This window comes from Domibacillus indicus, from assembly GCF_023715895.1.
Taxonomy (GTDB): domain Bacteria; phylum Bacillota; class Bacilli; order Bacillales; family Domibacillaceae; genus Domibacillus; species Domibacillus indicus_A.
This window is the reverse complement of record NZ_JAMBOO010000008.1, coordinates 1-26,311: the sequence shown is the minus strand read 5'-3', so window position 1 is coordinate 26,311 and position 26,311 is coordinate 1. Positions and strand designations below refer to the sequence as shown.

Sequence of the window (26,311 nt, the reverse complement as noted above, 5' to 3'; positions counted from 1 at the left end):
TTATGAATCTGGATATTAGTATTCACGGCGGACCATTCGGCGGGGGTAAATATCGCAGCGGATCAGAAATCTCATATAGAGACTTACAAGGGATGGACACGCCGCCCATCCTAAGTAAAGGGCGATATATGGCCAATACTTCAAAGGGGTTCAAGCGGATGCCTAACGGCGTTTATACATTCACGTATCAGTACAGTAGCAACCCTTATAAACACGCTTTGATAAACGAGGATTTCGGGCTCATAGCAGAGGTATCACCAACCGCCGGGAATGGTTCAGAAATGATTTATTCAACATACTTAGATAAATACATCGTTGTCGATAGTAACTCACTGAAGTTCTACAATGATACATTCACGGAACTATTATCAATGGTCACGCTTTACAACAGCGCGGTCACTTACCAGGCTCATTACGAATACGACAAGTATTTGGTGGTGCTTTTTACAATAGGATCATACGTCTATTATACGACGGTGAACTTGCAAACAATGACGGTAGTCGGAAATATGGGGAACGCGCTATATGAGATATACAGTACCCGCGCCAGCATCAGCCGTCTCAATAAACCGTGGATTCATAATGGCCGAATTTACTTCAAGACAGGCGGCAACAACGGCATAATTGGATCATTGGCATTAGACGATATTGCGCCGGTTGAACTCACAGCACATTCCGGATACTTCTATGGCGATAGTGTCCATGTGGACGGCAATAGAGCCGTTGTATCGTCTTCAAGCCCGGTAGCGGTTAACGTGTACGATACTACAACTACCACTTGGACAAGAATCGGGCAGTATAGTATAAGTTATACGGCGGACTTCTCGTATGTAAATGTTGATACGGATGAAATTTTCACTATCTCTAATGGTGTGATAACGTGTTTCAGATTAAGTACCGGTGCAGTTCTCTATACAATAACGCCGTCAAATGGCGGACCTTACCAGAAGCAATCAACGTTTGTCAAAGGCAAAAAGGGTGCTAAAATCCCGTGGGTTTCATACCTGAACTCATGGATGTATTTAAACGTATTATCACAAAACTTTAAATTACTGTAAGAGGGGGAAATGAAATGATTTATATTGGCTTACAAAACAGAGAAGTAACAATGACGCATTTTGCACCTTTTCACGAAGAATACGGGCTTAAAAGAACGAAAGAGGAATTAGAGAAAACCGGTATTTTTGTTGAATCGTTACCCGAACCGGAACAAATAAAGGGTAAAGATCCTATTTTAAAATACGATGCAACTAAAGGGTTGTATTATGAATATGTAGACCGTCCGTTGTCGCCAGAAGAAGAAAACGCGCAGCTAAAAGCAAAGATCGAAAAGCAGGAACAAGAAATGGCGACATTAAGCGCTGATCTGCAAGGGTTTATGGACTTCTATTTCAACCAATGAAAAGGTTTGATCGACCTTAATATCAATATAGGAGGCATTATCAATGGCAATCTACGACTTTAGAACAAACACTTACGCACGAAACATTTATATCTACGGCGAAACAACAGAAACGCGCTTTACAAACATCCCAGCTGAATACGTCGAACCGGTAAAGCAGAAAGCAGCTGCGGTTTATTCAGAAGACGAAATTCATAATGCACATACAAACGAATGGATTACACAGCCGGAATATGACGATACGGTGGCTTATAAATATCCAACAGAAGGAACGGAAACAGCACCTACAGAGTAAGGTGTATTTTTTATGTCCTATTGAGAATAGTAAAACGATACTGTTTAGCAAGCGCTTTGTAATTGAAGGGCTTTTTCTTTTGTAAAATCGCCTATTATGTTGAAATTTTTCAGAAATTGTCGATAAACAATTTAACAGTATAGTTAGGATATAGGGTGGTTTTAAAATTGAATAAGCGAAATATGAGAAAGAATGCACCAAAAGTTAATATGGGTTACTTAACTTCAAAACAACGCAAAGCGGTTGAATGGTATGAACAAAAAAGAAATGAAAATTATCTAAAAGTATCTCAAACTCAAAGTGAAAAGGGATAAAGGGGAATTGGAGGGTTAATATATGAAAGTAAAAGCAAATTGCTCTTTATTTTTGTCTGAACTTCTTCAGATGTGGCACAGATATAATTATTTTAAATACAAACAGCTTGAAGCCGATTGTATTAATAAAAGAATTCGAAAAGAATTTGAGGAAAAGAAATTATATCATTACGAAAAATATACGGACAATTTTAACTATTACTTAGGGAACTATCAAGCAGTAAAACTAAATAAATTACGTTAGAGCATCTATATTGGGTGCTCTTTCTTATGCACAAAAACCAAGCTGCCTTGGGAAACTTCTTATTCATATAGAAACTTAACATAACTGCTAACCTATCCGATGTTACTAATGACGACAAACACTATCGGAGGAATAAATAATGTTAGCAAAAATCAAAAAAGTGAAGTTTGAACCAGAGCATAAAAATCCATTGTATACAGTGAAATTAGAGTGCCCACTGGGAAACGAGTTATATATTAAATTTGATTATACTTACGCAGTTAAAGCCTATATGCCACTTGAAGTGGCTTATAATAAGAAAAGAAAAGGTGCCAAACTAGCTTGGTATACTAAAGAAGTAGAAAAAATGACTGTAGAGGCATTTTTAGATGAAATCGCCCAAAAAATTAATAAGAAATATAATTTTGAGTTCAGTAAATAAATATTTATTGATTTCATTTGAGCATCCATACGGGTGCTCTTTTTAAGTTCATTCATGCTGCCTCCGGGCGGCTTTTTTAGTAGAGAAAAATAACTGCGGGAGGTCATCACCGAAAGGAGGTGACAACAAAATGGAGGGATTTCAAGTGTTTATACACGGAGAAGGATTGGAAGTTGTAAAAATGTATCTGTTTGGCGGCGCTCAATTTATTGATCTGCTACTGCTCATGATGGCATGTGATATTGTGACAGGCGTTATGTACGCGTGGAAAGAAGGGCGCCTGCGAAGCCGTACAGCATTATATGGCTACGCCAGAAAAGTGGGCGTGTTCATCGTGATCATTGCCGCCAATATTGCAGATCAGGTGCTGGGCTTAGACGGCGCCTTGGCGAAAGGGACAGTCCTTTTCTACATTTGTAATGAGATTTTATCGATTGTAGAAAATGCAGGTAAATTAGGCGTGCCAATCCCAGCCTCGATCTTAGAAAAGCTTGCCTTGTTTAACGATAAGCCTGGCGAAAAACGTGTCAGTAATAAAGACGATAAAGCAGTTTAAATACACCAAGCAGAGCGATCCTAGCGGGCTGCTCTTTTTATTTGAACAGGAGGATAAGAAAATGAGTTGGTTACCTACTTATCATCAAAGAAACCTTGGAAATCTGGATGATTTAGCGCCAAATACAAGAGCGCAGGCAATGAAATGGTATCAGTATTGTGTAGATAACAAAATCGATGTACTGGTTTATGAAACGCTCCGCACTATGGCGCAACAGCGGGAAAACTTAGCAAAAGGCGCTTCAAAAACCTTGAAAAGTTTTCACTTAACGGGACAAGCTTTGGATTTCGTCCCGATCCAAGATGGCAAAGCACAGTGGGCAAAGGAAGCTTATGGCAAGTTTCCGTTTTATGCAGCGATCCAATACGCTGAGAAGCTGGGCTTTGAATCTGGATACCGCTGGGGCTGGGATGCTCCACACCTGCAGTACAATTATAAAGGTTATGGCACTGATAAGGCGTTGACTGTAGCAGCTGCAGCACCGATCAACGTCATGAGCAAAGAAGAGATCCTTGCCCTGCAGGAAAAGCTCGTAAAGCTGGGCTTGGATACAAACGGTGTCGATGGAATCCACGGCAAAGGCACAACAAATGCTGTTATGATTTTGCAACGTCGTACGGGCTTAACCATCGATGGAGTGGCAGGAGAAGCAACCCTGGCCAAGATCGACGAGTTGCTTAAAAAGAAATCGTTTGTCGCAACACCAGGTATTTTCCGCGTTGTTACGGGCACATTTGGCACTCCGGAAGCTGCAGAAGCCGCGGCAAAAGAACTTGGCTTCAACGCTCGAAAAGGTGCGGAGGACAACCGAGTGTACACCGGCGTTTTCACATCGCTTGAGTCTGCAGAAGAGGCACGGGCACTTATTGCAGTTGAGCACGGCTACAATCCAAAAATCAAATCATATAGTGCGTAAGAAAATCACCTTACATCAATTTTTTAAATGCTAAAGGGCTAACAAATTAAGCCTTGTATTCAAGAAGTCATACACTGATTAAGGCAATGGCAATACTCATTTCCTTCCTTTTTGAACAGATTGCAATTCGCAACTGCTCTTTTCATTTGGTATATGTTTCATATATCTTACTGTCTTAACATACATTCATCTTACAAAGGTATAGCTCTGCCTTTGTTCATTTTCTTTTGGCACATATATTTAATTTGGCAGTTACTTCGTCCAGAGGTAATTGCTTTTTTTATTCCTAAGCGGAAACAGATGTTTGAGAACAAACATTACAAGTAAGGAAATACTACCGTATATGGATTGGTTTTTGAGTGTCAAAATAAAGAGCCAGAAGACCATATTACTATTAAGCTTGAATTTCTTAATTTAAAAGGCTTTGAAAAGTGGTAATGAATAAAAGGAAGATTATTTGTGATCAAATATCATTTTATAATGAACATCTTGGCAAATGGGGATTTACCGTGAGTGACCGTTTGGTAACATCTGCAGAAACAAAGCTTTACCAGTGAACAGCCCTGCTTTTAAGAGAATATCTTGCACTTGAACAAGAAACAGCTGAGCTTTTTAAAGAAATCATTAACAATCAATAACCGTAAAAATTATTTTTGAAGTACTATTAAGCAAAGAAAAAGGTTTGAAGACACTCGTGATTCATTTTCATGGGGTTTTCAAACCATAGTTATTAATAGGCATCTTAGACAATATTATAAATTCGATGCAGGATTATTGACATTTTCTATTTTGCTTACCGATTCTGTATGGGTATCCACACGTTTAACAAATAATGCCACGGCTAAACGATAATATTAATTTGCAATTATTTCCGTTTCCTGCTATGATAAGGAAGAATTATTTTTGTTCGGTGTAAAGGATAGTATGAATATCGACTTTTCGTCTTGATAAATACTTTGAGCAGGGATAGTAATACAATGTGTGGTAACGCACTAGGAGGCAACAAAAATGGAAAAAGGTACAGTTAAATGGTTTAATGCAGAAAAAGGTTTTGGCTTTATCGAACGTGAAAATGGAGACGATGTATTCGTACACTTCTCTGCAATCCAAAGTGACGGATACAAGTCTTTAGACGAAGGTCAAAAAGTAACGTTTGACGTTGAGCAAGGTGCTCGTGGAGCTCAAGCAACTAACGTTCAAAAAGCTGCTTAATCTTAAATTGTTTATACAAACAGGCTCTTTATATAGGGCCTGTTTTTTTATGTTCTCTATATAAAATACTCAATAAAAAACCCTACTCAACGTTCGAGTAGGGAGATGGTACAGGTAATAGAAAATGATTTAAAGCTTCAAAGGTTTGTTTACAGTATAACATACTGAAATAAAAAAGACCGGAAAAAATCGGTCTTTTTTGTATGTTTTGTTGAACTAATGCATTATGGATTACAACATATCTTCTTCGATTGTTTCAACAAGAATAAACAGAAAATGATAAATGAGGCTTAAAGCATCGCCCAAAGACATCTCTTCCTTAAATCCTTCTATACTATTCAAGGAAAAATTGACATCCCATAGTCCATCATCTTGGTTGAACATTAAACTGTATGTTCCAATCCCTCCTTGGAGTTCATTATTTAAGTAAGCCTTTAATACATTCCCCATTTTCTTTTGGAATTTCAAGCCGAACAAGGCATTGTATGTTCCGAACACATCATCGACTTCCAATGAAAGTGTCTCAACTCCGATTAATTCAAACCATGAAGATTCAAAGTAAAGGAATTCGCTTTTATTGATTTTTAGGTATTCAAGGGATTGTGATAAAAATGCAGCTGATTCTTCCGAAATCAACTCTTCGTTTTCTTTATTACAGCGCTCGATATAAGCATCAGCAAAGCGGGTAATATTTTCTTTTTCTACTATAGTAAAATCTTTTGTCAAGTGATGCCTTTCTGCATATTCTTTTTCCTCTTTAAACAATTCAACCTTATTCTCCCTTAAAGCTTTTGATATGTATATTTCCATTTGTTTTTTTAACATGGTGAGTGTCCTCCTAGTATCTTTTCATACCTATTTCATTCAATCATAGCATATAAACCACGGGTAAAATATCTGTAACCGTGCAGGATTATTCCTGCATATTTAAAACTTCTAGTTACCATAGTCACAATACCTATTATGATGACAAGAACTACGAATACAGTTTTAACAAAACGTTAATTTTTTCTCCCAAAGGAACACCCGTTATTAATCAACAGTACGTCAGCGTATCACAGAAAAAACTGTGCTTTATCAACATTAGGCTTTAACAGAGCCTTTGTGAAAAAATTCGTTGTCACATTTAAAGGAGTCCCTAATAAAGTGAGGATTACTTGATTAAACCCGCAAATGTTAAATAAAAAAAGGCCGGCCGCAGCCAGTCACAAATATTTCTTAGCTATATCCTTGAAAGAACCTTCATTAACAATCCGCTCACCCGGCCGGGGCCAAGCACCACAATATAAATGAACGATGCTGTTTATCTGCGTGATACCCACATGATCAGTCTCCTGTATTTCTTCCTGGCAACGCCGGCACACCATAACGATTTTCTCTCTTCGCATGTAATCAGCTCCTTTGCGAATAGACTTTGTTAAATAACCAATATTGATATTTCCGCAAAAAGAAAAGACATATCGTGTATGCCTTTTGAAAATCAACTTAATTGTTTCACTTTTTCTCTCAGCTTTTTTATTTCTTTAATCATCTGTGCTGGATAATCACTTGGGGTGTCTTCCCTCTTATTTTTCCCTTCAAATACTTTATACTCAAGAAGCACTTCCCAGAAATGTTCTGCTTCGGTTAAAAGAGCTTCTAAAAATTCTTTTTCAGGGAGAACAGCCTCAGTGTGAACTTGTCTTGGTTCCCAATCATCGATAATGAGAAACTGTAACAACGTGTTATCCAATGAAGTTAACTTTAATGTCACAGGGTCAATACCATACATTGATTCAGCATCGCGATTTTCTATATATTGTTTAATCGCATCTAGATAAGTCTGTTCCCACAAATCTAATCCATTCAGCTTATCAATGCCCATCAATACTTTTTCTTTGTACTGGATGGTTACAAGCATTTGAATATATTCAGGAGTAAAATCCCTATGGTCAAAATATTCCTTTAGCTTTGATGACTCATCCAAGCCAATATATCTCTCCCTTGGATGCTCAAAAAAGTATGAATCGGTATGATCATAACCATGCTTCTCTAAAAAGGTTTTGATTTCAAACATTTTTATCTCCTCTACAAATGTCTTTCTTCTTGTTTTAAGTATAACAGTTAGTTTTCTAACTCGTTTAAGAAAACAACAATGTTCTTTAATAGAGCTTACGAATAAGGTAACAGGGCGCCTTTTGAATTGTAAAATCGAGATAAATCAATCGGCAAATCTAATCGTAACAATGTCTTTGACGCAGTAAGAGCCGTCTGTCAGCAATAAGCGGCCATTCTGCGGTTGGAGGGAAGTAACGATCCCTTTACCTTCTACATAAGGAAGACCAAACGTGTTCACTTGCAGCTCAATCACTCGATGCTCATTATAAGACTCCATCATAATTCGTTGCATTTCTTCCAGTGCCTGTTCATCCAGATAAAGAGGGGGCGCTTCTTTTTCTTCTTCTCGTTTCAGTTTAGCGTACATTTCTGTTTGTTCAGCTAGGGTCAGCCCGCGCCATTTCAGCATGCCGCGATCTGGGTATAATTTCTTCACCAACACCACTCCTTTTAATGAGAACGTATGTTCTTATATCATTTAAGTATAAATGAAGGATTGTACGGTGGCAAATACAATAAAAAAAAGACACTCAAAACGAGTGCCTTTTCACATACACAATATTAATGAAGAAACTGGATTCGAAATCCTGGCTATTTTCATAGAATACGGGTGACTACAGGTGACTAAATGGGTGACCAAACAATTAAAAACAATAAAAACACCTGTTCTTAATTATCAATTCATTTGTTGATATAAAAGGATTGTTTAACAATACATAAAACGGTCAAAAACACTAAAAATGGCCATGAATATACTCTATAGTTATCTTTACTTATAGTATAGCCGATTCTTTCTTGCAGGAAAAGCCTGAATTCATGTATAGTGAAGCGGTTCATCCCCGGGCGGTTAGGGAAAACATAAAGAAACGAAACCAAAAAAGGAGTTCATCTATGCGAATCGGATATGCTTGTATTAATATGTCGATGCCGTCCAAATTTAAAACGTGCCGGCTGAAAACAGCCGAAACAGAAGGAATGGCCAAAATAAAAGAACTGGCGCTTCATAACTTAAATGAAACATTGGAAATCATTAAATGGAATGTCGCCAACCGGATTTATTTTTACCGGATGAGCAGCAACCTCATACCGCTTGCCACCCATCCGGTGGTGACATGGGAGTGGGGGAAAGATGAAGATGTTTTAAAAATTACCGATGAAATCAAGGAACTGGCAGCTGAATACGATGTTCGTTTGTCGGTTCATCCAGGCCAGTACACGTTGATCAATTCTCCTAACGAGGAAGTGGTGCAAAAGTCGATTTTAGACTTGATTCACCATCAGGAACTCTTAGATCTTACCGGCGGGCGCGATATGATTTTGCATGTCGGCGGTGCATATGGAGATAAGGAATCAGCAAAGGAACGTTTTGCCGAAACGTTTAAGCAGCTTCCAGAAGCGATCAAACAAACGATGCGGATTGAAAATGATGATAAAATTTTTACGATCCATGATGTGCTGGATGTGTGCGGCGAAACCGGTGCAGCGGCTTGTTTTGATATTCATCATCATGCATGTAACCATGAAGAAGACGCGAAAATTGACGAGGTAATCCAGCGTGCCGTCGACACGTGGCAGCATAAAGAAATCCCGCCGAAAATGCATATCAGCTCCGGACGGGACGGAAAAACAGATCGTGCCCATCATAATTATATTTTAGAAGATGACTGGCGCTATTTTATCGAGCATTTGCCGGATTCATCCATTGATGTGATGGTGGAAGCAAAAATGAAGGAGCTCGCCGTCCTGCAAATACGGGAACAGTACCGTTAAAAAAACGCTCTTCCGCAGGGAAGGGCGTTTTAACGAAGCAGAGGAATCCGTTCCTTATATTGTTCAACCAGCATGCGGTTATGTTCATCGGCATCCGGCAGATTGCCGCTTAAAAAAATCGGCGGCTCCAATCCGCGTTCAATCATTTTGGCAATCACTGAAGCCATAATGCCATTTAACAGAGCGGCACTGAGCAGGGTGGACGCCGGCCCGAACGGTGCTGGCGCTTTTTTGTCTGTTAACAGCGCATCTCCATAAGGAGCGCTGTTATCAATGACAAGATCCGCGGCATCACGCAGGGTCGTTCCTTCCTCGTGCCGGGTTTGGGCTCTTCGGCTATATTCTAAGGAAGTAATCGCGATTGTTTTCACGCCTGCTTTTCGGCCGCGAAGCAAAATGTCAATCGGAACCGGGTTAATGCCCGATGTGGATACGACGATCAGCACATCTTCCGGCCGAATATCGAGTTCATCCTCCAACGAAGCGATATAGCCGTTTTGGCGTTCAAATGTCGAAGAGCGCACGGCCCCTTTATGAAGCATCACATCTTCCAAAAAAATCGGCTGAATGCAGGCGAGTCCTCCAGCCCGGTAAAACAGCTCTTCCGCCAGCATATGCGAATGCCCGCAGCCGAATACGTGAACAATTCCTCCGCGCCGGACACTTTTGACAATCCATTCAGCGGCAATATCCGCCTGGCTTGTTTGTTTGTGCGCTGCATCAACAAGCATATCCGCGACTCTGTGAACATATTTTAAGTACATCATCGTATCCCGCTCCTTTACCGGTTTATGTCGATCGTGAACTTGTAGCGGTCCGCGCGGTAGGATGACTTCACATATTCAAGGGGTGTACCGTCTTTTAAGAAGGTATGCCGTTCAATCAGCAAAACAGGCGCTCCTTTTGGCACAAGCAGATGCGGCCGCTCTGCTTCACTGACGATCGCAGACTCCATTGATTGAACGGCGCGCCCAATCTCAAGTCCGAGTTCTTCTTCTATATGGTGGTAAAGAGAAGCCGTAATAATGGCTTCGCTTAAGCCTTTGATTAAGTTGGCGGACATGTATACGGTCTCCAGAGCCATTGGCACTTCATCAGCCAGCCGGATTCGTTTGATTTCATACACAGGCGCATGTTCAGCGAGCAATAGCCTGTCTGCCACTTTTTTGTCCGCCGGCACAATTTGGAAGGCAAGCAGTGTGCTGCCAGGGACCATTCCCCGCGCTCTCATATCTTCGGTAAAACTCGTGAGTCCAGAAAGGTTTTGTTCTAATTTTTGTTCTGCCACAAACGTGCCGCGGCCTTTTTGCCGGTACAGCAGTCCTTCATTTACGAGATTTGTAATGGCCTGCCGTACGGTCATCCGGCTGACATCAAGCTGTTCGGCATACTCCCGTTCAGAAGGAATAAGGTCACCAGGCTGTAATTCACCCGTATCGATTTGCTGACGAATCACATGTTCAAGCTGATAGTAAATTGGCACAGGCGAGCGTTTGTCAATCATATCGTTCTTCCTTCCATATTCGACAATGAAAGCGCTTCATTATCTGCTATTATTGTAACACATGGGTGATGGTGCAGTACAGACGCCGGGAACTCTTCTGAGATATTTCCTGAAAACAAGCGTGCGACTGCTTCTGCTTTTCGCATGCCAGAGGCAAGCAAAAGAATCTCACGGCTTTTCATAATAGACGCAATTCCCATTGTAATCGCCTGCTTTGGCACTGCTTCTGCTGATTGGAAAAACCGGGCGTTTGCCTGCCGGGTAGAATGGGTCAGTGTCGTCACATGGGTGATTTGATCGAACGATGTGCCTGGCTCGTTAAAGCCAATATGTCCATTTTCGCCGATGCCAAGCACCTGCACATCGATTTCTTTTTTGTCAATGAGCGCTTCATACCGGGTACACTCATTTTCTAAAAGAGCCGCTTCTCCATTAGGTATATGGATATTTTCCAATGGGATATCAATATGCCCAAAAAAGGTTTCCTGCATAAAAGAATGATAGCTGTTCGGATTAGATGTCGGCAGTCCGATATATTCATCTAAATTAAAGGTCGTCACATGCCGAAAGGAAATGCCGGCATTTTGATGCGCAGAAATTAACTGCTCGTACATCCCTTTTGGGGTAGAGCCTGTCGCCAAGCCGATAACAGGAGCGGGAAGCTCTTTGATCTTTTTTATTAAAACATCTGCGGCTTGTTTGCTCATCGCTTCATAATCGGGAACGCGGATGATCTTCATTTTCCCCTCTCCTTTTCAAATGCCACAACGCCACGGCAAATCGTTTTTTGTACACAAAACTGTCCATCGTATACGACAAGGTCAGCGTCTTTTCCTGGTGCAATGCTTCCTTTTCGCTCAAACAGCCGTACCTGCTTTGCTGGGTTTTCGGCGGTCATTTTAACAATATCTCGTATCGTGCAGTCCGTAAACTTCCGCATGTTTTGAATGGCTCCCTGCATAGATAACGTGCTGCCGGCCAGGGTACCATCTTCAAGAACAGCCCTTCCGTTTTGAACGGTGACCGCCTGTCCGCCAAGCTCATACTCTCCGTCCGGTACGCCTTTAGCGCGCATAGAATCCGTAATCAATATAGTCCGGTCCGCTGTTTTTTGTTCGAAGGCAAGGCGCACCATCTGCGGATGGATATGAATGCCGTCCACGATCATTTCCACATAAAGCCCGTTGTGAAGCAAGGCCCCACCGGCAGTACCGGGTTCACGGTGATGCATGCCCCGCATTCCGTTATAAAGATGGGTGATATGGGTCAGTCCGGCTTCGGCCGCTCTGCAAAGCTCATCAAATGTAGCATCGGTATGGCCGGCGGATGCGGTAACGCCTGATTGTGTTAAATAAGCGACAAGGTCCATTCCGTATTTTTCTTCGGGTGCCAGTGTAACGAGGCGGATCTTTTCACCGGAGAGGGTATTCCATTTTTGAAACTGCTCTACATCCGGCTGCTGAATCGCTTCACGCGGCTGGGCTCCAGGGTGTTTTGGAGAAATAAAAGGACCTTCTAAATGAATACCGGCTATTTCTGCTTCACCTGGCTCTTGTTCGTAATGCGAAAAGCAATCTAGCGCTTGTTCAATTGCTTCTTTTGCTTGTGTCATAGTCGTTGCCAAAAAAGTGGTTGTGCCTTCAGACGGAAGATACGCCGCCATTTTATGCAGGGAAGCCTGTGTGGCATCCATTGTATCGGCACCCGCTGCACCATGAATGTGAATATCAACTGCTCCAGGCAGAATCATGGACTCAGCAGAAGTGGAAACAGACGGCACGTCAGATGGACACGCTGACAAGGGGCCTGCAGCAGCAATTTTCCCATTTGTTATATGAACAAATCCGGGAGAAAATACTTCGTTTTCTGCATAAACGGAGCCGCCTTTTATCACATATTCCTTCATTTTAGAGCACCTCATTTTGTATATGTTTAGTTTCAGTGTAACCGAGTAAAAACTAGTTGTCTATACCAATTAACAGCTGTAGTCTCAAAATTTACGGGGTTATACTTTTGAAATTTCATTTATTGGTATAGACAACTATACTTTAGGCGTGATAAAGTGCTGTTAACGAAACCGTTTTCTAATTTACTTTTTAAGGGGGATGGATATTCATGATGAAATATTTGCAAAATATTGGCCGTTCGTTAATGCTGCCGGTAGCTGTACTGCCGGCTGCCGCGATTTTGATGGGAATCGGCTACTGGATTGATCCGGCCGGGTGGGGAGCAGACAATGCGGCCGCCGCTTTCTTAATTAAAGCGGGATCGTCTATTATTGATAATATGGCGATTTTGTTTGCAGTCGGGGTTGCGCTTGGCATGTCAAAAGACAAAGATGGATCGGCAGCGCTAAGCGGGCTGGTTGCTTATCTCGTAGTCACTACGCTCCTGTCAACCGATTCGGTGGCCATGCTGCAAGGGACGGACCCTGAAAACGTCAATGCGGCATTTGAAAAAATCGGCAATCAGTTTATCGGTATTTTATCGGGTATTGTGGCTTCTATGATGTATAACCGGTTTAGTCATGTGCAGCTTCATGATGCGCTTGCTTTTTTCAGTGGCAAACGTCTCGTGCCGATTATGACGGCGGTGGCGATGCTTGTTATCTCCGGTGTATTGTTTTTTGTCTGGCCTGTTATCTTCACAGCACTCGTCTCATTTGGAACAGCGATCAGTAAGCTTGATTTTATTGGTGCCGGCTTGTACGGCTTTTTCAACCGTCTCCTGATTCCAACCGGTCTTCACCACGCTTTAAACTCTGTTTTCTGGTTTGATGTAGCGGGGATTAATGATATCGGCAATTTTTGGTCCGGAACTGGTGAAAAAGGCGTAACTGGCATGTACCAGGCGGGATTTTTCCCGGTAATGATGTTCGGTCTTCCGGCTGCGGCGCTGGCGATGTATCATACAGCCAAAACGAAGCGGAAAAAGCAGGCTGCATCTCTATTGCTTGCAGCTGGATTCGCGTCCTTTTTCACCGGTGTGACAGAACCGCTGGAATTCTCCTTTATGTTTTTAGCGCCGGCGCTATATGTCGTGCATGCGGCATTGACTGGGCTGTCTCTTGCTGTAGCTGCGTTTTTCCACTGGACCGCAGGCTTTGGCTTTAGTGCAGGGCTTGTTGATTTTGTGCTCAGTTCAAAGCTTCCGCTCGCCAATATGCCATATATGCTGCTTTTACAGGGTCTTGTCTTTGGCCTGATTTATTACGTCATGTTCCGGTTTTTAATTCAAAAGTTCGATTTGAAAACACCGGGACGAGAAGAAGAAACAGCACAAATTGAAGATGCTGCTTCAGGCAGCCGATTCGAGAAAATGGCAGCGATTATTTACGAAGGGCTGGGCGGGGACGCCAATGTCGCTTCCATTGATAACTGTGTGACCCGTCTGCGCGTTGAAGTCAAAGATATGAAAGCAGTAGACGAAGCAAAAATCAAATCAACCGGTGTGCCGGGCACCCATATTGTAGGCCCAAACAGCATTCAAGTCATTGTCGGCACGAATGTACAGTTTGTGGCGGACGAAGTTGCCCGTATACGAAATAAGCGATCATAAAAAAAGCCGCCAATAGGCGGCTTTTTTTATCATTATTTCAATGCGCGGCAGAATTGGCACACCTTAGCCTGCCCGGTTTTCGATTAGTACAAGTTCTACTTCCTCGTGAAGCGCTTTTAATCGGTTCTGCCACTTTTTTTCAACAGCAGCCATTTCTTCTTCGGATGCATCCAGCTTGTTTTTGTAACGGTCCAGTTTATTCAGCCAGTCCTGCACATCATTAATCTCGCCAAACTGGCTTTGAATGTCTTTATAATGCTTTTCTTTTTTTGAAAAGTCCTGTCCCAGCAGGCCGCCGAGCTCTGCGTACATGTAGCGGAGCGCTTTAGATTGAATCCGTACTTTGTGAAGCGCTTTAATGGATTCAGGTGCTCGTTTCCCATATGCGTCCACGAACTGCTTGTATCGCTCAATTTTTTCGTTGAATTGGTTTTCAAACAAAAGGATCTGGGCCTCTGGGTCAATTGATAATGCGTAAAAAGGCAGTTCCTCTGCAGAAAAAGCTGACATCCGGCGGCTCGCTTTTTCGATTAATGGAGGCAGGCTTTGCTGCAGTTTTTTTTGCAGCTTTTTTCGTTTTTTGCGGACCTTTTTAAACAGCTGCTGGTGAACCTTATCGTTTCGGCTCTCAAATGCCTCTAAAAACACATTGGCTTCACGCACCGGGTTAAGCAAAGAATGAATGTTTTTTAACACTTTTATAACAGAATGATTTTTTGGTGCGTTTAAAAATTGAAGCAAAGCCATGATCTTTCTTCCTATTACCCGGGCTTGATGAACCGCTTCGATATCATCCGTTTTTAAGCATTTATGGCATAAATGCAAATACCGGCTGATCCGCTTTTGAAACCACGATTCCCATTGCGCCAGCCGCCAGTCATTTCCTTCATCCAGGCATTCGCTGCACATAAAGTGCTGTTTGATTGGTATTAAAGATTGCTCGTTTTCACATAACAGGCATGTATTTGTATCACTCTGTATCATTCCGTCACCCGCTTTCTTATTCTGTTTTCTGTTTTCCCTCTTTTTCAAAAAGTTAACTTGCTCCATCGGACGAATAATTTATTGTCATCAAGATGAATATGTTCGTTATTTGCGTGTTATAATGGATTCGGAAACAGAAAAAGAAGAGAAAAAGCCGCCAATGGCGGATGTTAAGGAGAGTATGAAGATGACTGGATTAAAAACAAAAACGATTATGATGCTCGGATCGGGAGAATTGGGTAAAGAAGTGGTGATTGAAGCACAGCGGCTTGGCGTAAAAACGATTGCGGTAGACCGTTATGCGCAGGCGCCCGCCATGCAGGTTGCTCATTCCTCCCATGTAATCAATATGCTTGATGGGGCAGCGCTGCGTGCGTTAATTGAACAGGAAAAACCCGACTTTATTATTCCAGAAATTGAAGCCATTGCAACTGAGACACTGATCGAGCTGGAGGAAGAAGGATATCATGTTGTGCCAACAGCGAAAGCGGCAAATTTAACGATGGACCGCGAAGGAATCCGCCGTCTGGCCAGCGAAACACTGAGACTGCCTACCGCAAAATATGCGTTTGCCAATACGCTTGAAGAGCTGCAAGAAGCGGTAGAGGCGATCGGTACACCATGTGTGATCAAACCGATTATGAGTTCATCCGGCAAAGGACAAAGCGTCTGCCGCTCAAAAGAAGAGATAGAGTCTTCCTGGAATATCGCTCTTGAAGGAGGGCGGGCGAAAAAAACACGGGTCATTGTAGAAGAGTTTATTACGTTTGAGTCTGAAATTACACTGTTAACCGTCCGTTCCGTTTCCGGTACAACCTTCTGTGCGCCAATCGGCCATATTCAAGAAGACGGCGATTATATCGAATCATGGCAGCCGCATAACATGACAGAGAACCAGATTGCGGAAGCAGAAGCGATTGCTCAAAAAATAACAGATGCGCTTGGCGGTTACGGCTTATTTGGTGTAGAGCTGTTTATTACCGAAAACGGCATTTACTTTAGCGAGGTATCACCGCGTCCGCACGATACCGGAATGGTGACCATGGTAACCCAGGATTTATCTGAGTTTGCCATACACATCCGGGCTGTCCTTGGTTTTCCGATTCCGGGTATCCGTCTTCTTTCACCTGGTGCCAGCCGTACGATTAAAGCTTTGGAAGAGCAGTCTTCTTATGAAATTAAAGGGGTTGAAAAAGCACTGGCAGCGCCCGACACACAGGTGCGTGTGTTTGGAAAGCCGGAAACAAAAAAAGGCCGCCGCATGGCTGTTGTGTTAAACAGTGCTGAAACAGTCGAGAAAGCGCGTGAACAGGCAGAGGCCGCTGCCGCTCATATTACAGTGGAATACGAATAAAAGGATGCAATCAAAAAAGGGACCTGATTCAGGTTCCTTTTTTGATTGCATCCTGCCGATTTAATAAAAGTCAGTACGCTCCCGCTCCTGCAGCTCTTCCGCTGCTGTCTGCAGGTCATACATCGTGATCATGAAAACAGCATAATCGCCTCGTTCCGTCCGTTTATCCGCTGCTGCTTTTAAAAACTTGGGCGACCCTTCTCTTTCTTCATCGTAAACGAGCAGAAGCGCGTCCGTATTGTCGAGTGAAAACTCATCTCTCGCTTTGAACTGCCAGGGCCCTATGTACGGCTTTTTAGATACGGCATCTACAAAATCGGCCTGGTCGATAATGCTGTTATAGTAATCCTGCCGTTCTTCCTTCCAATTTTTCTCCTGCTCTAAAAAGGGGGTTAGAACACCGAGCTTCAAGTCCGGAAACTCTTCTTTCAAGGAAAAAACCACTTCCGCTCCCCACAGCTCTACGCCGGGCTGTCCGCCGATAATCACCCATTGGAGCCCCTCATCAAGAAGCGTACGCAGCCGCCCCTCAAGCGCAAGTTTGATCACGGAAATACCAGGGTGTTTTTGATCCCATATGCCAAGCTCATGGCTTTTGTAGCCGGAGAGCAAAATCGTTTTAACCAATTCAACCACCTCGGGTCCATTATACAGGGAAGAATGGTAAAATGAAAAAAGACCAGCATGAAAAGGGGAAAACCATGAACGTTTTTACAATGGAAGGCGTAACAAAAACAGTAGGGGAGAAAGAGCTGTTTCAGCATATTTCTTTTTCGATCACAGAAGGAGATAAAATTGGTATTCTCGGTATCAATGGAACTGGCAAAACAACACTTTTAAACGTGATTGCCGGCCTGGATGACTGGGACGAAGGGAAAAAGGATCATCCGAATGACTATTCGATTTCCTACCTGTCCCAAAATCCGGATTTTAATGAGAATATGACCATTATGGATTATTTATATGCCAGCCAATCACCGGTTTTTTCGGCGATTAAAGAGTATGAGCGGACGCTTCTTCGGCTGCAGGAAAATGCCGAAGACGAATCGGTGCAGCAGGAGCTTATGAAGCAGCAGCAGCGAATGGATGACCTGGGCGCATGGGATACAAGTGCGGAAGCCAAAACGATCTTAACCAAGCTGGGCCTGCCGAATTTTGGGCAAAAGCTGTCTGAACTGTCCGGCGGCCAAAAAAAGCGGGCTGCTCTTGCTAAAACGCTCATTGAAACACCAGATCTGCTTATTTTGGATGAGCCGACGAACCACTTGGACTATGACAGTATTAAATGGCTTCAGGAATACTTAAAGAAATCGCAGAAAGCGGTGCTGTTTGTCACGCATGACCGGTATTTTCTCGATGCCGTCGCGGATAAAATTTGGGAGCTTGAGCGTGGGAATTTGTATGAGTACAAAGGCAATTATGCAGACTTCCTCGAAGCAAAAGCTATTCGGGAAGAAAACGAGACGCTTGAGCAGGGAAAAAAAGAAAGTTTGTTTAAAAAAGAGCTTGCCTGGATGCGCAAAGGAGCCAAAGCCCGCACAACCAAACAAAAAGCCCGTATTCAGCGCTTTGAAGTCCTGGATGCGGAAGTAAAACAGAAGCACAGCAATGAATCACTTCAAATGGACCTTGGCGGCGCCCGTCTTGGCAAAAAAGTGCTGGAGCTTCAAAACATTGAAAAATCATTTGGCAGCCAGACGATCTTGAACGATTTTTCTTTTTTGTTTAAACGCGGGGACCGGATTGGAATTGTCGGTCGCAACGGCAGCGGGAAATCAACACTGCTTAATATTATTGCCGGCCGGGAGACGGTAGATGCCGGCAGTCTTGACCAGGGGCAGACTGTGAAAATCGGATACTATACACAGGAAAACGAAGACATGGACGAGAACATGCGGATGATCGAGTACATTCGGGAAACAGCCGAATCGATTCAGCTTAAAGACGGCAGCTTTGTTTCAGCCGCACAAATGCTGGAGAAGTTTTTGTTTCCTATGCATACGCATGGCACATTGATCCGAAAGCTTTCAGGCGGGGAAAAGCGGCGCCTTTATTTATTGAATATTTTAATGTCTGCACCAAACGTTCTTTTATTAGACGAACCGACGAATGATCTCGATACGCAGACCCTGACGATTTTAGAAGACTATCTGGAGCATTTTTCGGGTGTTGTGGTAACGGTATCCCATGACCGCTATTTCCTTGATAAAGTGTGCCAGCAGCTGCTTGTTTTCAAAGGCCAGGGTATCGTCGATTTTTACTATGGAAGCTACTCTGAGTTTCTGGAAGAAAAGCAGGAGGCACCTGCTGAAGAAGCGAAGCCAAAAGTGGCAGCTGCACCGCCGCGCCCGGAACGAAAAAAGAAAATGTCTTATTCGGAAACTCGCGAATGGGAAACGATTGAGGATGACATGGAAGCCGCGGAGCAGCGGCTTGCGGCCATCTCAGAGGAAATGGCGACTGCTGGAAGTGATTTTGGGAAATTAAATTTGTTAATGGCAGAAGAAACAGAAATCAAAGAAAAGCTTGACCACATGCTAGAAAGATGGGAATACTTAGCAGAAAAAGCAGGCGAATAATCAAAAGGCTTCCGGTTGTCCGGAAGCCTTTTTGCGTTACTGGGTTATCGTGGCGCTCCAGCTGCCGCCGCCGCGGTCACAGGTGAATTGGCCGGAAGCCCTTCTGCCGTCTGCAGACATTGTGCCTCTGTAGTCACAGTTGTTTCCGTCGCTGCTGTTTCGTCTTTGAATGCGAACGTTGTTGCCTTGCAGCGTAATCGTTAAAATAGCTGTAACAGGCGTTTGACCGGGCTGTGTCCATCTCCCGTCAAAGACGTTGCTGTTCCCGCGCCGTGTCCATACACCGCGCCAGGCGCCTTCCTGCACATCCCATCTCCGGCCGAGCCGGTCCCGATCGGGCTGCTGGCGCTGTTCAATCACTGCACTCCACGTGCCGCCGCCGCGATTACAAAAAAATTGTCCGCTGGCTGTCCGCCCGCCAGCACCGAAAGTTCCCGTGTAGTTGCAGTTATTTCCATCACTGCTGTTGCGCCGTAAAATAAAAACAAAGGAACCCTGTATATAAATCGTCAGTACTGCTGTAATATCAGCCTGGCCTGCCTGAGACCAGCGCCCATCGAATACGTTGCTGTTTCCACGCCGCGTCCAGACAGCCCGCCAGGCACCTTCTTGAACAATCCAGCGACGTCCTAATCTGTCTGGCTGCCCCTGCGCGCTGATCACGTTGGCTGGAACATCTTCATAAGGCATCATGCTATAAAAACCGTAATAAGGATGCCAATACATATCGTTTCTCCTCCGCTCATTAAAATTGAATCCTGCTCTTCATCATATGTACCAGCAGGGTAATGTGTCCGTGCGACCGTGTAGAACAAAGAAAAGCAATCGACAAAACATGCCAAAAAAATCGGTTGTCGTTTGACACGCTTTTCTTTCATGGAACAGTATGATAGAAAGAAAAAAAGGGTGCGTGGAAAAAATGAATCGAAACATAAACTGGTGCTGCAGCAAATGCCAAAAGCCTATTCTGGCGAATGACTTAATTGCCTGGACGAAAAAAGAAACGCTTGTTCATTTAATTTGTGATGCTTCGCAGCTGATGGAAGGCGTGCACTATATTGGCCGGGCTGAGCAGGTTATGAATGATGAAACATCAGATCAACGGCACGCCTAAACCGCCGGTGCACAGCAAGGATCTCCTTCTTCACAGAATTTTGTATACGCTTTCACAACAATATGGCTCTGCCGATTCGCTTAGTTTAAGACTAAGCGTTTTTTTTGCGTATAATCGTTTTCCATTGGACAAAAGCTACCTTCTGTATAGATGGAACGCTCATAACCCGTGGATGTCCAACAACAGAAGAACTGAGGGACTTAGAATGATAACGATTTTAATTGCACTTCTTCCTGCTTTGACATGGGGAAGTATCGTACTGGTGAGCGTAAAATTAGGCGGCGATTCTCATAGCCAGACTCTCGGCATTACCATCGGAGCGCTTGTTTTTGCTTTCGGTATGTATCTGTGGGCACAGCCTTTTGTGAATACAACTGCTTGGATGGCGGGTGTTGTCTCCGGCCTTTTCTGGGCGGTTGGCCAGAAAAACCAGCTCGGCAGTGTACCGCATCTTGGTGTTTCAAAAGCAGTGCCGATTTCTACTGGTATGCAGCTGGCCGCTACGACTCTTTTTGGCGTTATTGTCTTTAAAGAGTGGACGACTGCTACAGCGGTTTTACTAGGGATTATATCGATCGTACTGATTATCACAGGGGTCGTGCTGACATCGATTACAGGAGGCGGAGAAGACCCAAGTAAAGAATCAGGCAGCCGGCGGAAAGGGTTGCTTCTGCTGCTCATTTCGACAGCGGGCTACCTGCTCTACGTCGTGATCATCCGCTGGTTTAACATCGACAGCTGGGCCGCTATTCTGCCTCAAGCAATCGGGATGTTTATCGGTGCCGTGCTGCTGACGCTTAAACATAAGCCCTTTAACAAATATGCTTTACGCAATACTTTGTCTGGCATTCTTTGGGGCATTGGCAATCTCGGACTGCTTTTATCCATACCGCGGATCGGCGTAGCCACCAGCTTTTCCTTGTCTCAAACGGGCGTTATTATCTCAACACTGGGCGGCATTTTTCTATTAGGAGAAAAGAAAACGAAAAAACAGCTTGTCCTTGTGCTGGCAGGCTGCCTGCTTATCGCAGCCGGCGGCGTGCTCATCGGTTTTACAAAAACGTAATATGCTAAAGGAGGAAGAAGCATGTATCCTGACTTAAAAGGAAAAGCAGTGGTGATTACCGGCGCTTCTTCAGGGCTGGGCCGGGCGATGGCTGTCCGCTTTGGACGTGAAGGCGCGAAGGTGGCAGTAAATTATTATCAAAATGAAGAAGACGGGAAAAAAGTAGCCCAGGAAGTGCAGCAAGCGGGCGGGGAAGCGATTTGGCTGCAAGGAGATGTATCAAAGGAGCAGGATGTAAAAGCTTTGATCGCAAAAACAGCAGAAGCGTTCGGCTCTATTGATATCATGATTAACAACGCCGGCATTGAAAATGAGGTTCCATCCGAAAAGCTGAGCCTCGATGATTGGAATAAAGTAATAGACACGAACTTAACAGGCATGTTTCTCGGCTGCCGCGAAGCGATCTCTTATATGCTTGATCACGGGATTAAAGGAAATATCATTAATATGTCCAGCGTTCATGAAGTGATTCCATGGCCGCATTTTGTTCATTATGCGGCTAGTAAAGGCGGAGTGAACATGCTGACGCAGACATTGGCGCTTGAATATGCCCCGAAAGGCATCCGTGTGAACAGCATCGGGCCCGGAGCGATCGATACACCGATTAATGCCGAGAAATTTTCGGATCCGAAGGCAAAAGCAGACGTTGAATCTCTCATCCCAATGGGTTATATTGGAAAACCGGAAGGAATCGCGGCTGCTGCCGCCTGGCTTGCTTCTTCAGAATCAAGCTACGTAACAGGCATCACGCTTTTTGCCGACGGAGGCATGACGAAGTATCCTGGTTTTCAAGCGGGCAGAGGCTGAACCCAATAAAGCTGCTTTCCTAGAAAGGAAAGCAGCTTTATGACGTATAGCCTTTTTTTCTTGTTTTCATAAAAAAGATAATGAGAGTAATTCAACAAGCTGCTGACAGATGGATTAGCGTTTAAGCGGACAGCACGCGAATGGTACCATGAAGAGCTTGGAATTGCCATTGAAATCCCTTCCAGTGATCTGGAAGGCAGCGCGGAGAAAGTGGTTGAAATCGAATTAAAAAGCGGCCGCAGCATTTTTGTGATTGCTGTAGAAGATATTATTATACACAGACTTGAATCGGTGCTCGTCTCCAATGTCCAGTTTCCTGAAGACCATGAAGATTATCAATGGCATACCGAATGTTTTTGCTGCACAGGAATGATTAATCGACCACGAGTACGGAAAACAAAAATCGCTTAAAACAAAAACAAATAAATGGATCCAGGGCTGGATAAAAACTGAAACGTAAAATTTCTCTTTTTTCTCATTGTTACAAGTTTACTTATAAAATGAGAAAAAAGATATTCGACTTTCTATAATAAATATTATGTTAACTTCAAAAAAATCAAATAGAACTATAACCGGTTTCCCCACGTTTTTATAAATATTAGTTATAAGAAACTTCCCTCTCTCCAAGTTGACTATAATCATTAGGTCTGTCCAGATAAGCTTTGAGGTTGCTCTCATAACCCGTATGTACGTCTTATAATTCATAGGCGCGTACGGATAATTAACTTTTTTGAAGGTTGTTACTCATGAATTTCACACAAGCGACCGATGATTTTTTAATGTCACTGGAAGTGGAAAAAAGTTATTCAAAAAACACTATCGTTGGTTACGCAAATGATTTAAGGTCTTACGAAGACTTCTTGCGTAGTCATAAGCGCTCACTGGAACTGAATGATTTAACACCATCAACAAGCCGGAGATTTATTCAGGACCAAGTATTGAATCATAACGCCAAACCCCGAACCTTGCAGAGCCGCATTTCCTGTTTAAAGTCATTGAGTTCATTTTGTTTAAAAGAACGTTATACGGAATCAGACTTTGTGGCAGGCATTCAAGCTCCGAAATCCGATAAAAATCTTCCTGTTTATATGTCTTTGGAAGAACTACAAAAGCTTTTCCGCTTTTTAGAAAAAGATGAACGACCGCTTGCCTATCGAAATAACGTTTTATTTAAGCTGCTGGCTACGTCTGGAATGCGCAGACAGGAGCTTGTTGATTCAATCTGGGAACAAGTGAATTTGGACAATCAGACCATTAGAGCATTTGGAAAAGGAAAAAAAGAGCGCCTCCTCCCTCTACATATGATTGTAGTGCCTTTATTTCATAAATATAAAGAACATTTGGCAGCACATCAATTACATGATACAGAACCCGTTTTTTTAAATAAAAATGGAGACAAAATGACTCCTCATGGCTTGCATGTCACATTCAAGGATATCTTATTAAAAGCCGGACTGCCGCTGAAACGGTTTTCCCTTCATCATTTAAGGCACACTTTTGCGATGTTATTATTGCAACAGGCTGATGATAAAGTTGACCTTAAAACCCTTCAAGAATTATTGGGGCATGAAAGTTTAGCAACGACATCTATGTATACACACATTGACTTTGAACAAAAAAAGAAAGCCATCCACTCTTTCAAAATAGAGTAAAAATAACTGTCTCATTTTCATGAGACAGTTATTTTTAACTTGCTGCATTGTTTGCTAAAACCAATTTTTTAAACAGATCTGGATGCGTCGTGTAGATACGCATTAATTCATCAGCAGATAAGTTTAGATCTCCATTGCTTTGAACCTCTTTTGTCTCATTTTCCGCAGTTACCTCGGCAAGTTTATTGCTTTGTTCCTTATCCGATTTTTGCTGCAGAGCCCCTTCTAATTCTTCTTCAATTTCTGTCAAAGCCGTTCTTAGCTGAAAAATTTTACGTTTATCGTTTTTAAGATACCGCGCAATATTTTCTTTATCACTATGCCCCAGCAAATATTTAATATTTTCACGTTCTATTTCCCGCTCCTCAAACAGTGTTGCTATGAAATAGTCGAAATTATAACCAGTTACCCGCCTACCGAATAATTGGAGAAGCGCTTCGCTACATACTTAACAAAACATCGAATTCTTTAAAAGAATTCTGTTTCTTTAGTTTGCTAAATTTATTTATTATTCCTCCCTGATAAGGAATATAAAGAAAAAGATTTAATTTTAAGCGAAAGACCGCCTGGTAGTAAAAATAACTCACTAGACAGTCTTTTTTAATCGATTAGTATTTTGCTCAACATTGTTTCTATATAAGTATTTCTATCGTCCAACTGAAATAGAATGTGTCTTTTCTCTATCTCTTCTTTTAAGGGTATTGTACCTGTATTAATTAAATCGGCAAAATAAGTATTCGATTTCATTTTCTAGAATATTGTGGTCGCTTTTAAAATAAGCTATAATAGGGTATAAATAAATCCAACAAGGACTTTCTAGGATTCCTACAATAAGGAGAGAGAATCATGAATATAACGATTTATTATGGGAACCACGAAGATAAAGATATTCACACAATGGATTGTGTTATTGAAATGGATAATGATGAAGAGTTAATGATGCTAACAGAAGCACGATAATGACATAAGAAATTTAAAAGGAATGCCTTTCTTAAAGGCGTTCCTTTTTTTGTGTTTTCAATCATTTTAGCCGAGGCGGCCTTCCTTCTAAAAAGTGAAGAATTCTTTTCCGTTTATCTATTTACATGGAAAGTGAGTCACGATATAATAAATACGAGAACAAATGTTTGTATTTACTGGATATGACTACTGATGGAAGGGAATGATTGGATGTCGATAAGAAAAAGTGCAGGACGAACAAGAAAAAGCAGTCCTATTATTTCCAATACCGGTTTCTTAGGAGCCACTTTTGTCGATACAATTGAAATAGAAGAGAATGCCTATCATTTCCCAAGAGCGTCGTTACAAATCGTTCACCATGTCTTAAATGGATTGTTGCAGGCATCGACAAGTATCTTCAATGAACATGGGATATCGGCACATCTAGCTTGCGTATATTTAAAAAGACAAAAGAAGCTGGGTCTCGTTCTTTCCAAACAGAAATTCACAGAAAAAGAAGGAGAAGCTTACTTTCATAACTACTTACTTGAAAGAAACCTATATGACGGAATTGGCAGTTTTCGAGACGTATATAACACGGGGTTTTTAGGCGCTGTGTTCATCGATTTATCTAATATTGAACGATTTACATATGAGTTTGAACTGAAGCTGCTTCTCAATTTGATAAAATCCTTTCTTATTCCAGCGAAGGAACTTTTTATTTCCCATAACATCAAAGCGTATATCTCCGGTGTAGAAATATCTTCTCAGGATAAAATAGGGTTTGTGCTATCTAAGAAACCATACGATGAAAAGAAAGAAGCAGACCTTTATTTTGCGGAATATTTAAAAGAACGGGGACTTTTTAAGTTAAAGGGTCTTAAAGACATCACACTCCATTCGTTTGAAGGATGATAACATACAAAAACAAAGAACCTCATGCATAACTTAGGCATGAGGTTTTATCTAATACTTTACCGGTTTACTCCTTAATAGTACATGTGAAGGCCACATCTTTACTATTCACTTGGCATATAGCCAATTACTTTGTTTGTATCAGCATCGACTAAAATTAGTGGTGTACCAACAACTACATTTTCGTTATCTTCAAAGGAAACAGACAATGCTTCTTTTCCTTTATAAGTTTTATCTAACAACTCATAGCTATTATCAATAACAACCTTTTCTACCTTAGCGCGCTGCCAGTTTTCTTTTGTAGTATCGTTCCATCCTTTATCTTCAAGGAATCTCCAAGCACTTTCCCTAACTTTGGTGTAACTGTCTGCTTTAGCATTCTTTTCCGTATCGTGATTATCAGAACAACCGGCTAAAGATAGTAAAAAGAACACTGTTGCGGCTAAGTACAGGCTCAATCTTTTCATAGAGTTGTATTTCCTCCTTGGATTGTCAACACTAAATCAGACAGCTTTTTTAAGGGACGATTGTTTGTATTCAATCGGACTTACATAGCCTAGTGTTCCATGAATACGCAGCTTGTTAAACCAGTTGACATAGTCACTGAATTCA

General features: G+C 42.4%; 32 protein-coding genes. 19 read left to right on the top strand and 13 right to left on the bottom strand.

The annotated features are described in order from the left end of the window. The first annotated feature begins 2 nt into the window (after window positions 1–2). The 9 genes from M3221_RS13455 to M3221_RS13415 all read left to right on the top strand — a co-directional run bounded on the left by M3221_RS13455 (window position 3) and on the right by M3221_RS13415 (window position 5,360). Window positions 3–1,058, top strand: coding sequence for a hypothetical protein (locus M3221_RS13455; RefSeq protein WP_251272273.1), 1,056 nt, complete (start codon window positions 3–5; stop codon window positions 1,056–1,058). Window positions 1,059–1,072: 14 nt separating this feature from the next. Continuing rightward, window positions 1,073–1,402, top strand: coding sequence for a hypothetical protein (locus M3221_RS13450; protein WP_251272272.1), 330 nt, complete (start codon window positions 1,073–1,075; stop codon window positions 1,400–1,402). Window positions 1,403–1,445: 43 nt separating this feature from the next. After that, window positions 1,446–1,697, top strand: coding sequence for a hypothetical protein (locus M3221_RS13445; RefSeq protein ID WP_251272271.1), 252 nt, complete (start codon window positions 1,446–1,448; stop codon window positions 1,695–1,697). Between the two features lie 167 nt (window positions 1,698–1,864). Then, window positions 1,865–2,011 (top strand): hypothetical protein, encoded by a 147-nt coding sequence (locus tag M3221_RS13440; RefSeq protein ID WP_251272270.1) that lies wholly within the window; start codon window positions 1,865–1,867, stop codon window positions 2,009–2,011. A 22-nt stretch (window positions 2,012–2,033) separates the two neighbouring features. Beyond that, on the top strand, window positions 2,034–2,255 hold the full coding sequence (locus M3221_RS13435; RefSeq protein WP_251272269.1) for a hypothetical protein: 222 nt from the start codon (window positions 2,034–2,036) through the stop codon (window positions 2,253–2,255). A 139-nt stretch (window positions 2,256–2,394) separates the two neighbouring features. Further along, entirely contained in the window at window positions 2,395–2,676 is a 282-nt protein-coding gene (locus M3221_RS13430; RefSeq protein ID WP_251272268.1) for a hypothetical protein, read from the top strand. Window positions 2,677–2,806: 130 nt separating this feature from the next. After that, window positions 2,807–3,232 (top strand): phage holin family protein, encoded by a 426-nt coding sequence (locus tag M3221_RS13425; RefSeq protein ID WP_251272267.1) that lies wholly within the window; start codon window positions 2,807–2,809, stop codon window positions 3,230–3,232. 61 nt (window positions 3,233–3,293) lie between these two features. Next, the gene (locus M3221_RS13420; protein ID WP_251272266.1) at window positions 3,294–4,148 is read left to right on the top strand and encodes a peptidoglycan-binding protein; all 855 of its coding nucleotides are present in this window, start codon (window positions 3,294–3,296) and stop codon (window positions 4,146–4,148) included. Window positions 4,149–5,156: 1,008 nt separating this feature from the next. After that, window positions 5,157–5,360 (top strand): cold-shock protein, encoded by a 204-nt coding sequence (locus M3221_RS13415; protein ID WP_251272265.1) that lies wholly within the window; start codon window positions 5,157–5,159, stop codon window positions 5,358–5,360. A gap of 231 nt (window positions 5,361–5,591) precedes the next feature. On the opposite strand, the gene M3221_RS13410 is transcribed toward M3221_RS13415, so the two are convergent. The 3 genes from M3221_RS13410 to M3221_RS13400 form a co-directional block, all read right to left on the bottom strand. Then, a complete protein-coding gene (locus tag M3221_RS13410) occupies window positions 5,592–6,185 on the bottom strand; it encodes a branched-chain amino acid aminotransferase (RefSeq protein WP_251272264.1) in 594 nt (197 codons plus the stop codon). Window positions 6,186–6,840: 655 nt separating this feature from the next. Beyond that, window positions 6,841–7,416: a hypothetical protein gene (locus M3221_RS13405; RefSeq protein WP_251272263.1), complete on the bottom strand. Its 576-nt coding sequence runs from the start codon at window positions 7,414–7,416 to the stop codon at window positions 6,841–6,843. A gap of 144 nt (window positions 7,417–7,560) precedes the next feature. Beyond that, entirely contained in the window at window positions 7,561–7,893 is a 333-nt protein-coding gene (locus tag M3221_RS13400) for a YolD-like family protein (protein ID WP_251272262.1), read from the bottom strand. Window positions 7,894–8,348: 455 nt separating this feature from the next. Here M3221_RS13400 and uvsE point away from each other — a divergent pair, with 455 nt between their 5' ends. Beyond that, window positions 8,349–9,227, top strand: a complete 879-nt coding sequence (gene uvsE / locus M3221_RS13395; protein WP_251272261.1) for a UV DNA damage repair endonuclease UvsE — start codon at window positions 8,349–8,351, stop codon at window positions 9,225–9,227. A gap of 29 nt (window positions 9,228–9,256) precedes the next feature. Here the strand turns inward: uvsE and M3221_RS13390 are convergent, their stop codons facing one another. Genes M3221_RS13390 through nagA form a run of 4 tightly spaced genes read right to left on the bottom strand, consistent with a single transcriptional unit; the run spans window position 9,257 to window position 12,637 of the window. Further along, a complete protein-coding gene (locus M3221_RS13390) occupies window positions 9,257–9,991 on the bottom strand; it encodes an SIS domain-containing protein (RefSeq protein WP_396120283.1) in 735 nt (244 codons plus the stop codon). Between the two features lie 17 nt (window positions 9,992–10,008). Further along, window positions 10,009–10,731 carry a GntR family transcriptional regulator gene (locus tag M3221_RS13385; RefSeq protein ID WP_251272259.1) on the bottom strand — a complete coding sequence of 241 codons (723 nt, stop codon included), beginning with the start codon at window positions 10,729–10,731 and terminating at the stop codon, window positions 10,009–10,011. Then, a complete protein-coding gene (nagB, locus tag M3221_RS13380; protein ID WP_251272258.1) occupies window positions 10,728–11,471 on the bottom strand; it encodes a glucosamine-6-phosphate deaminase in 744 nt (247 codons plus the stop codon). Before nagB ends, M3221_RS13385 begins: the two co-directional genes overlap by 4 nt. After that, window positions 11,468–12,637, bottom strand: coding sequence for an N-acetylglucosamine-6-phosphate deacetylase (nagA, locus tag M3221_RS13375; protein ID WP_251272257.1), 1,170 nt, complete (start codon window positions 12,635–12,637; stop codon window positions 11,468–11,470). The genes nagB and nagA overlap by 4 nt, the downstream gene beginning before the upstream one ends. Window positions 12,638–12,846: 209 nt before the next feature. Between nagA and nagE the strand changes: the two genes are divergently transcribed. Further along, window positions 12,847–14,289 (top strand): N-acetylglucosamine-specific PTS transporter subunit IIBC, encoded by a 1,443-nt coding sequence (nagE, locus tag M3221_RS13370; RefSeq protein WP_251272256.1) that lies wholly within the window; start codon window positions 12,847–12,849, stop codon window positions 14,287–14,289. 63 nt (window positions 14,290–14,352) lie between these two features. On the opposite strand, the gene M3221_RS13365 is transcribed toward nagE, so the two are convergent. Beyond that, window positions 14,353–15,273 (bottom strand): CHAD domain-containing protein, encoded by a 921-nt coding sequence (locus M3221_RS13365; protein ID WP_251272255.1) that lies wholly within the window; start codon window positions 15,271–15,273, stop codon window positions 14,353–14,355. Between the two features lie 187 nt (window positions 15,274–15,460). Between M3221_RS13365 and purT the strand changes: the two genes are divergently transcribed. Further along, entirely contained in the window at window positions 15,461–16,627 is a 1,167-nt protein-coding gene (gene purT, locus M3221_RS13360) for a formate-dependent phosphoribosylglycinamide formyltransferase (RefSeq protein WP_251272254.1), read from the top strand. Window positions 16,628–16,687: 60 nt separating this feature from the next. Here the strand turns inward: purT and M3221_RS13355 are convergent, their stop codons facing one another. After that, window positions 16,688–17,254, bottom strand: a complete 567-nt coding sequence (locus M3221_RS13355) for an SLOG family protein (protein ID WP_251272253.1) — start codon at window positions 17,252–17,254, stop codon at window positions 16,688–16,690. Window positions 17,255–17,328: 74 nt separating this feature from the next. Between M3221_RS13355 and M3221_RS13350 the strand changes: the two genes are divergently transcribed. Continuing rightward, window positions 17,329–19,206, top strand: a complete 1,878-nt coding sequence (locus M3221_RS13350) for an ABC-F family ATP-binding cassette domain-containing protein (protein ID WP_251272399.1) — start codon at window positions 17,329–17,331, stop codon at window positions 19,204–19,206. A gap of 36 nt (window positions 19,207–19,242) precedes the next feature. On the opposite strand, the gene M3221_RS13345 is transcribed toward M3221_RS13350, so the two are convergent. Beyond that, window positions 19,243–19,932 carry a hypothetical protein gene (locus M3221_RS13345; protein WP_251272252.1) on the bottom strand — a complete coding sequence of 230 codons (690 nt, stop codon included), beginning with the start codon at window positions 19,930–19,932 and terminating at the stop codon, window positions 19,243–19,245. Between the two features lie 193 nt (window positions 19,933–20,125). Between M3221_RS13345 and M3221_RS13340 the strand changes: the two genes are divergently transcribed. From M3221_RS13340 to M3221_RS13320, 5 genes are all read left to right on the top strand, one after another. After that, entirely contained in the window at window positions 20,126–20,320 is a 195-nt protein-coding gene (locus tag M3221_RS13340) for a hypothetical protein (protein WP_251272251.1), read from the top strand. 208 nt (window positions 20,321–20,528) lie between these two features. Further along, window positions 20,529–21,386, top strand: a complete 858-nt coding sequence (locus M3221_RS13335; RefSeq protein ID WP_251272398.1) for a GRP family sugar transporter — start codon at window positions 20,529–20,531, stop codon at window positions 21,384–21,386. 21 nt (window positions 21,387–21,407) lie between these two features. After that, entirely contained in the window at window positions 21,408–22,193 is a 786-nt protein-coding gene (locus tag M3221_RS13330) for a glucose-1-dehydrogenase (RefSeq protein ID WP_251272250.1), read from the top strand. Window positions 22,194–22,403: 210 nt separating this feature from the next. Then, window positions 22,404–22,604: a hypothetical protein gene (locus M3221_RS13325; protein ID WP_251272249.1), complete on the top strand. Its 201-nt coding sequence runs from the start codon at window positions 22,404–22,406 to the stop codon at window positions 22,602–22,604. Window positions 22,605–22,939: 335 nt separating this feature from the next. Beyond that, on the top strand, window positions 22,940–23,845 hold the full coding sequence (locus tag M3221_RS13320) for a tyrosine-type recombinase/integrase (protein WP_251272248.1): 906 nt from the start codon (window positions 22,940–22,942) through the stop codon (window positions 23,843–23,845). A 34-nt stretch (window positions 23,846–23,879) separates the two neighbouring features. Here the strand turns inward: M3221_RS13320 and M3221_RS13315 are convergent, their stop codons facing one another. After that, on the bottom strand, window positions 23,880–24,176 hold the full coding sequence (locus M3221_RS13315) for a hypothetical protein (protein WP_251272247.1): 297 nt from the start codon (window positions 24,174–24,176) through the stop codon (window positions 23,880–23,882). An 839-nt stretch (window positions 24,177–25,015) separates the two neighbouring features. Here M3221_RS13315 and M3221_RS13310 point away from each other — a divergent pair. Beyond that, window positions 25,016–25,699, top strand: a complete 684-nt coding sequence (locus M3221_RS13310) for a hypothetical protein (RefSeq protein ID WP_251272246.1) — start codon at window positions 25,016–25,018, stop codon at window positions 25,697–25,699. Window positions 25,700–25,803: 104 nt separating this feature from the next. Here the strand turns inward: M3221_RS13310 and M3221_RS13305 are convergent, their stop codons facing one another. Then, entirely contained in the window at window positions 25,804–26,166 is a 363-nt protein-coding gene (locus M3221_RS13305) for a hypothetical protein (protein WP_251272245.1), read from the bottom strand. Between the two features lie 36 nt (window positions 26,167–26,202). Continuing rightward, on the bottom strand, window positions 26,203–26,311 hold a 109-nt coding region (locus tag M3221_RS26830), incomplete at its 5' end, for an IS3 family transposase (protein ID WP_396120282.1).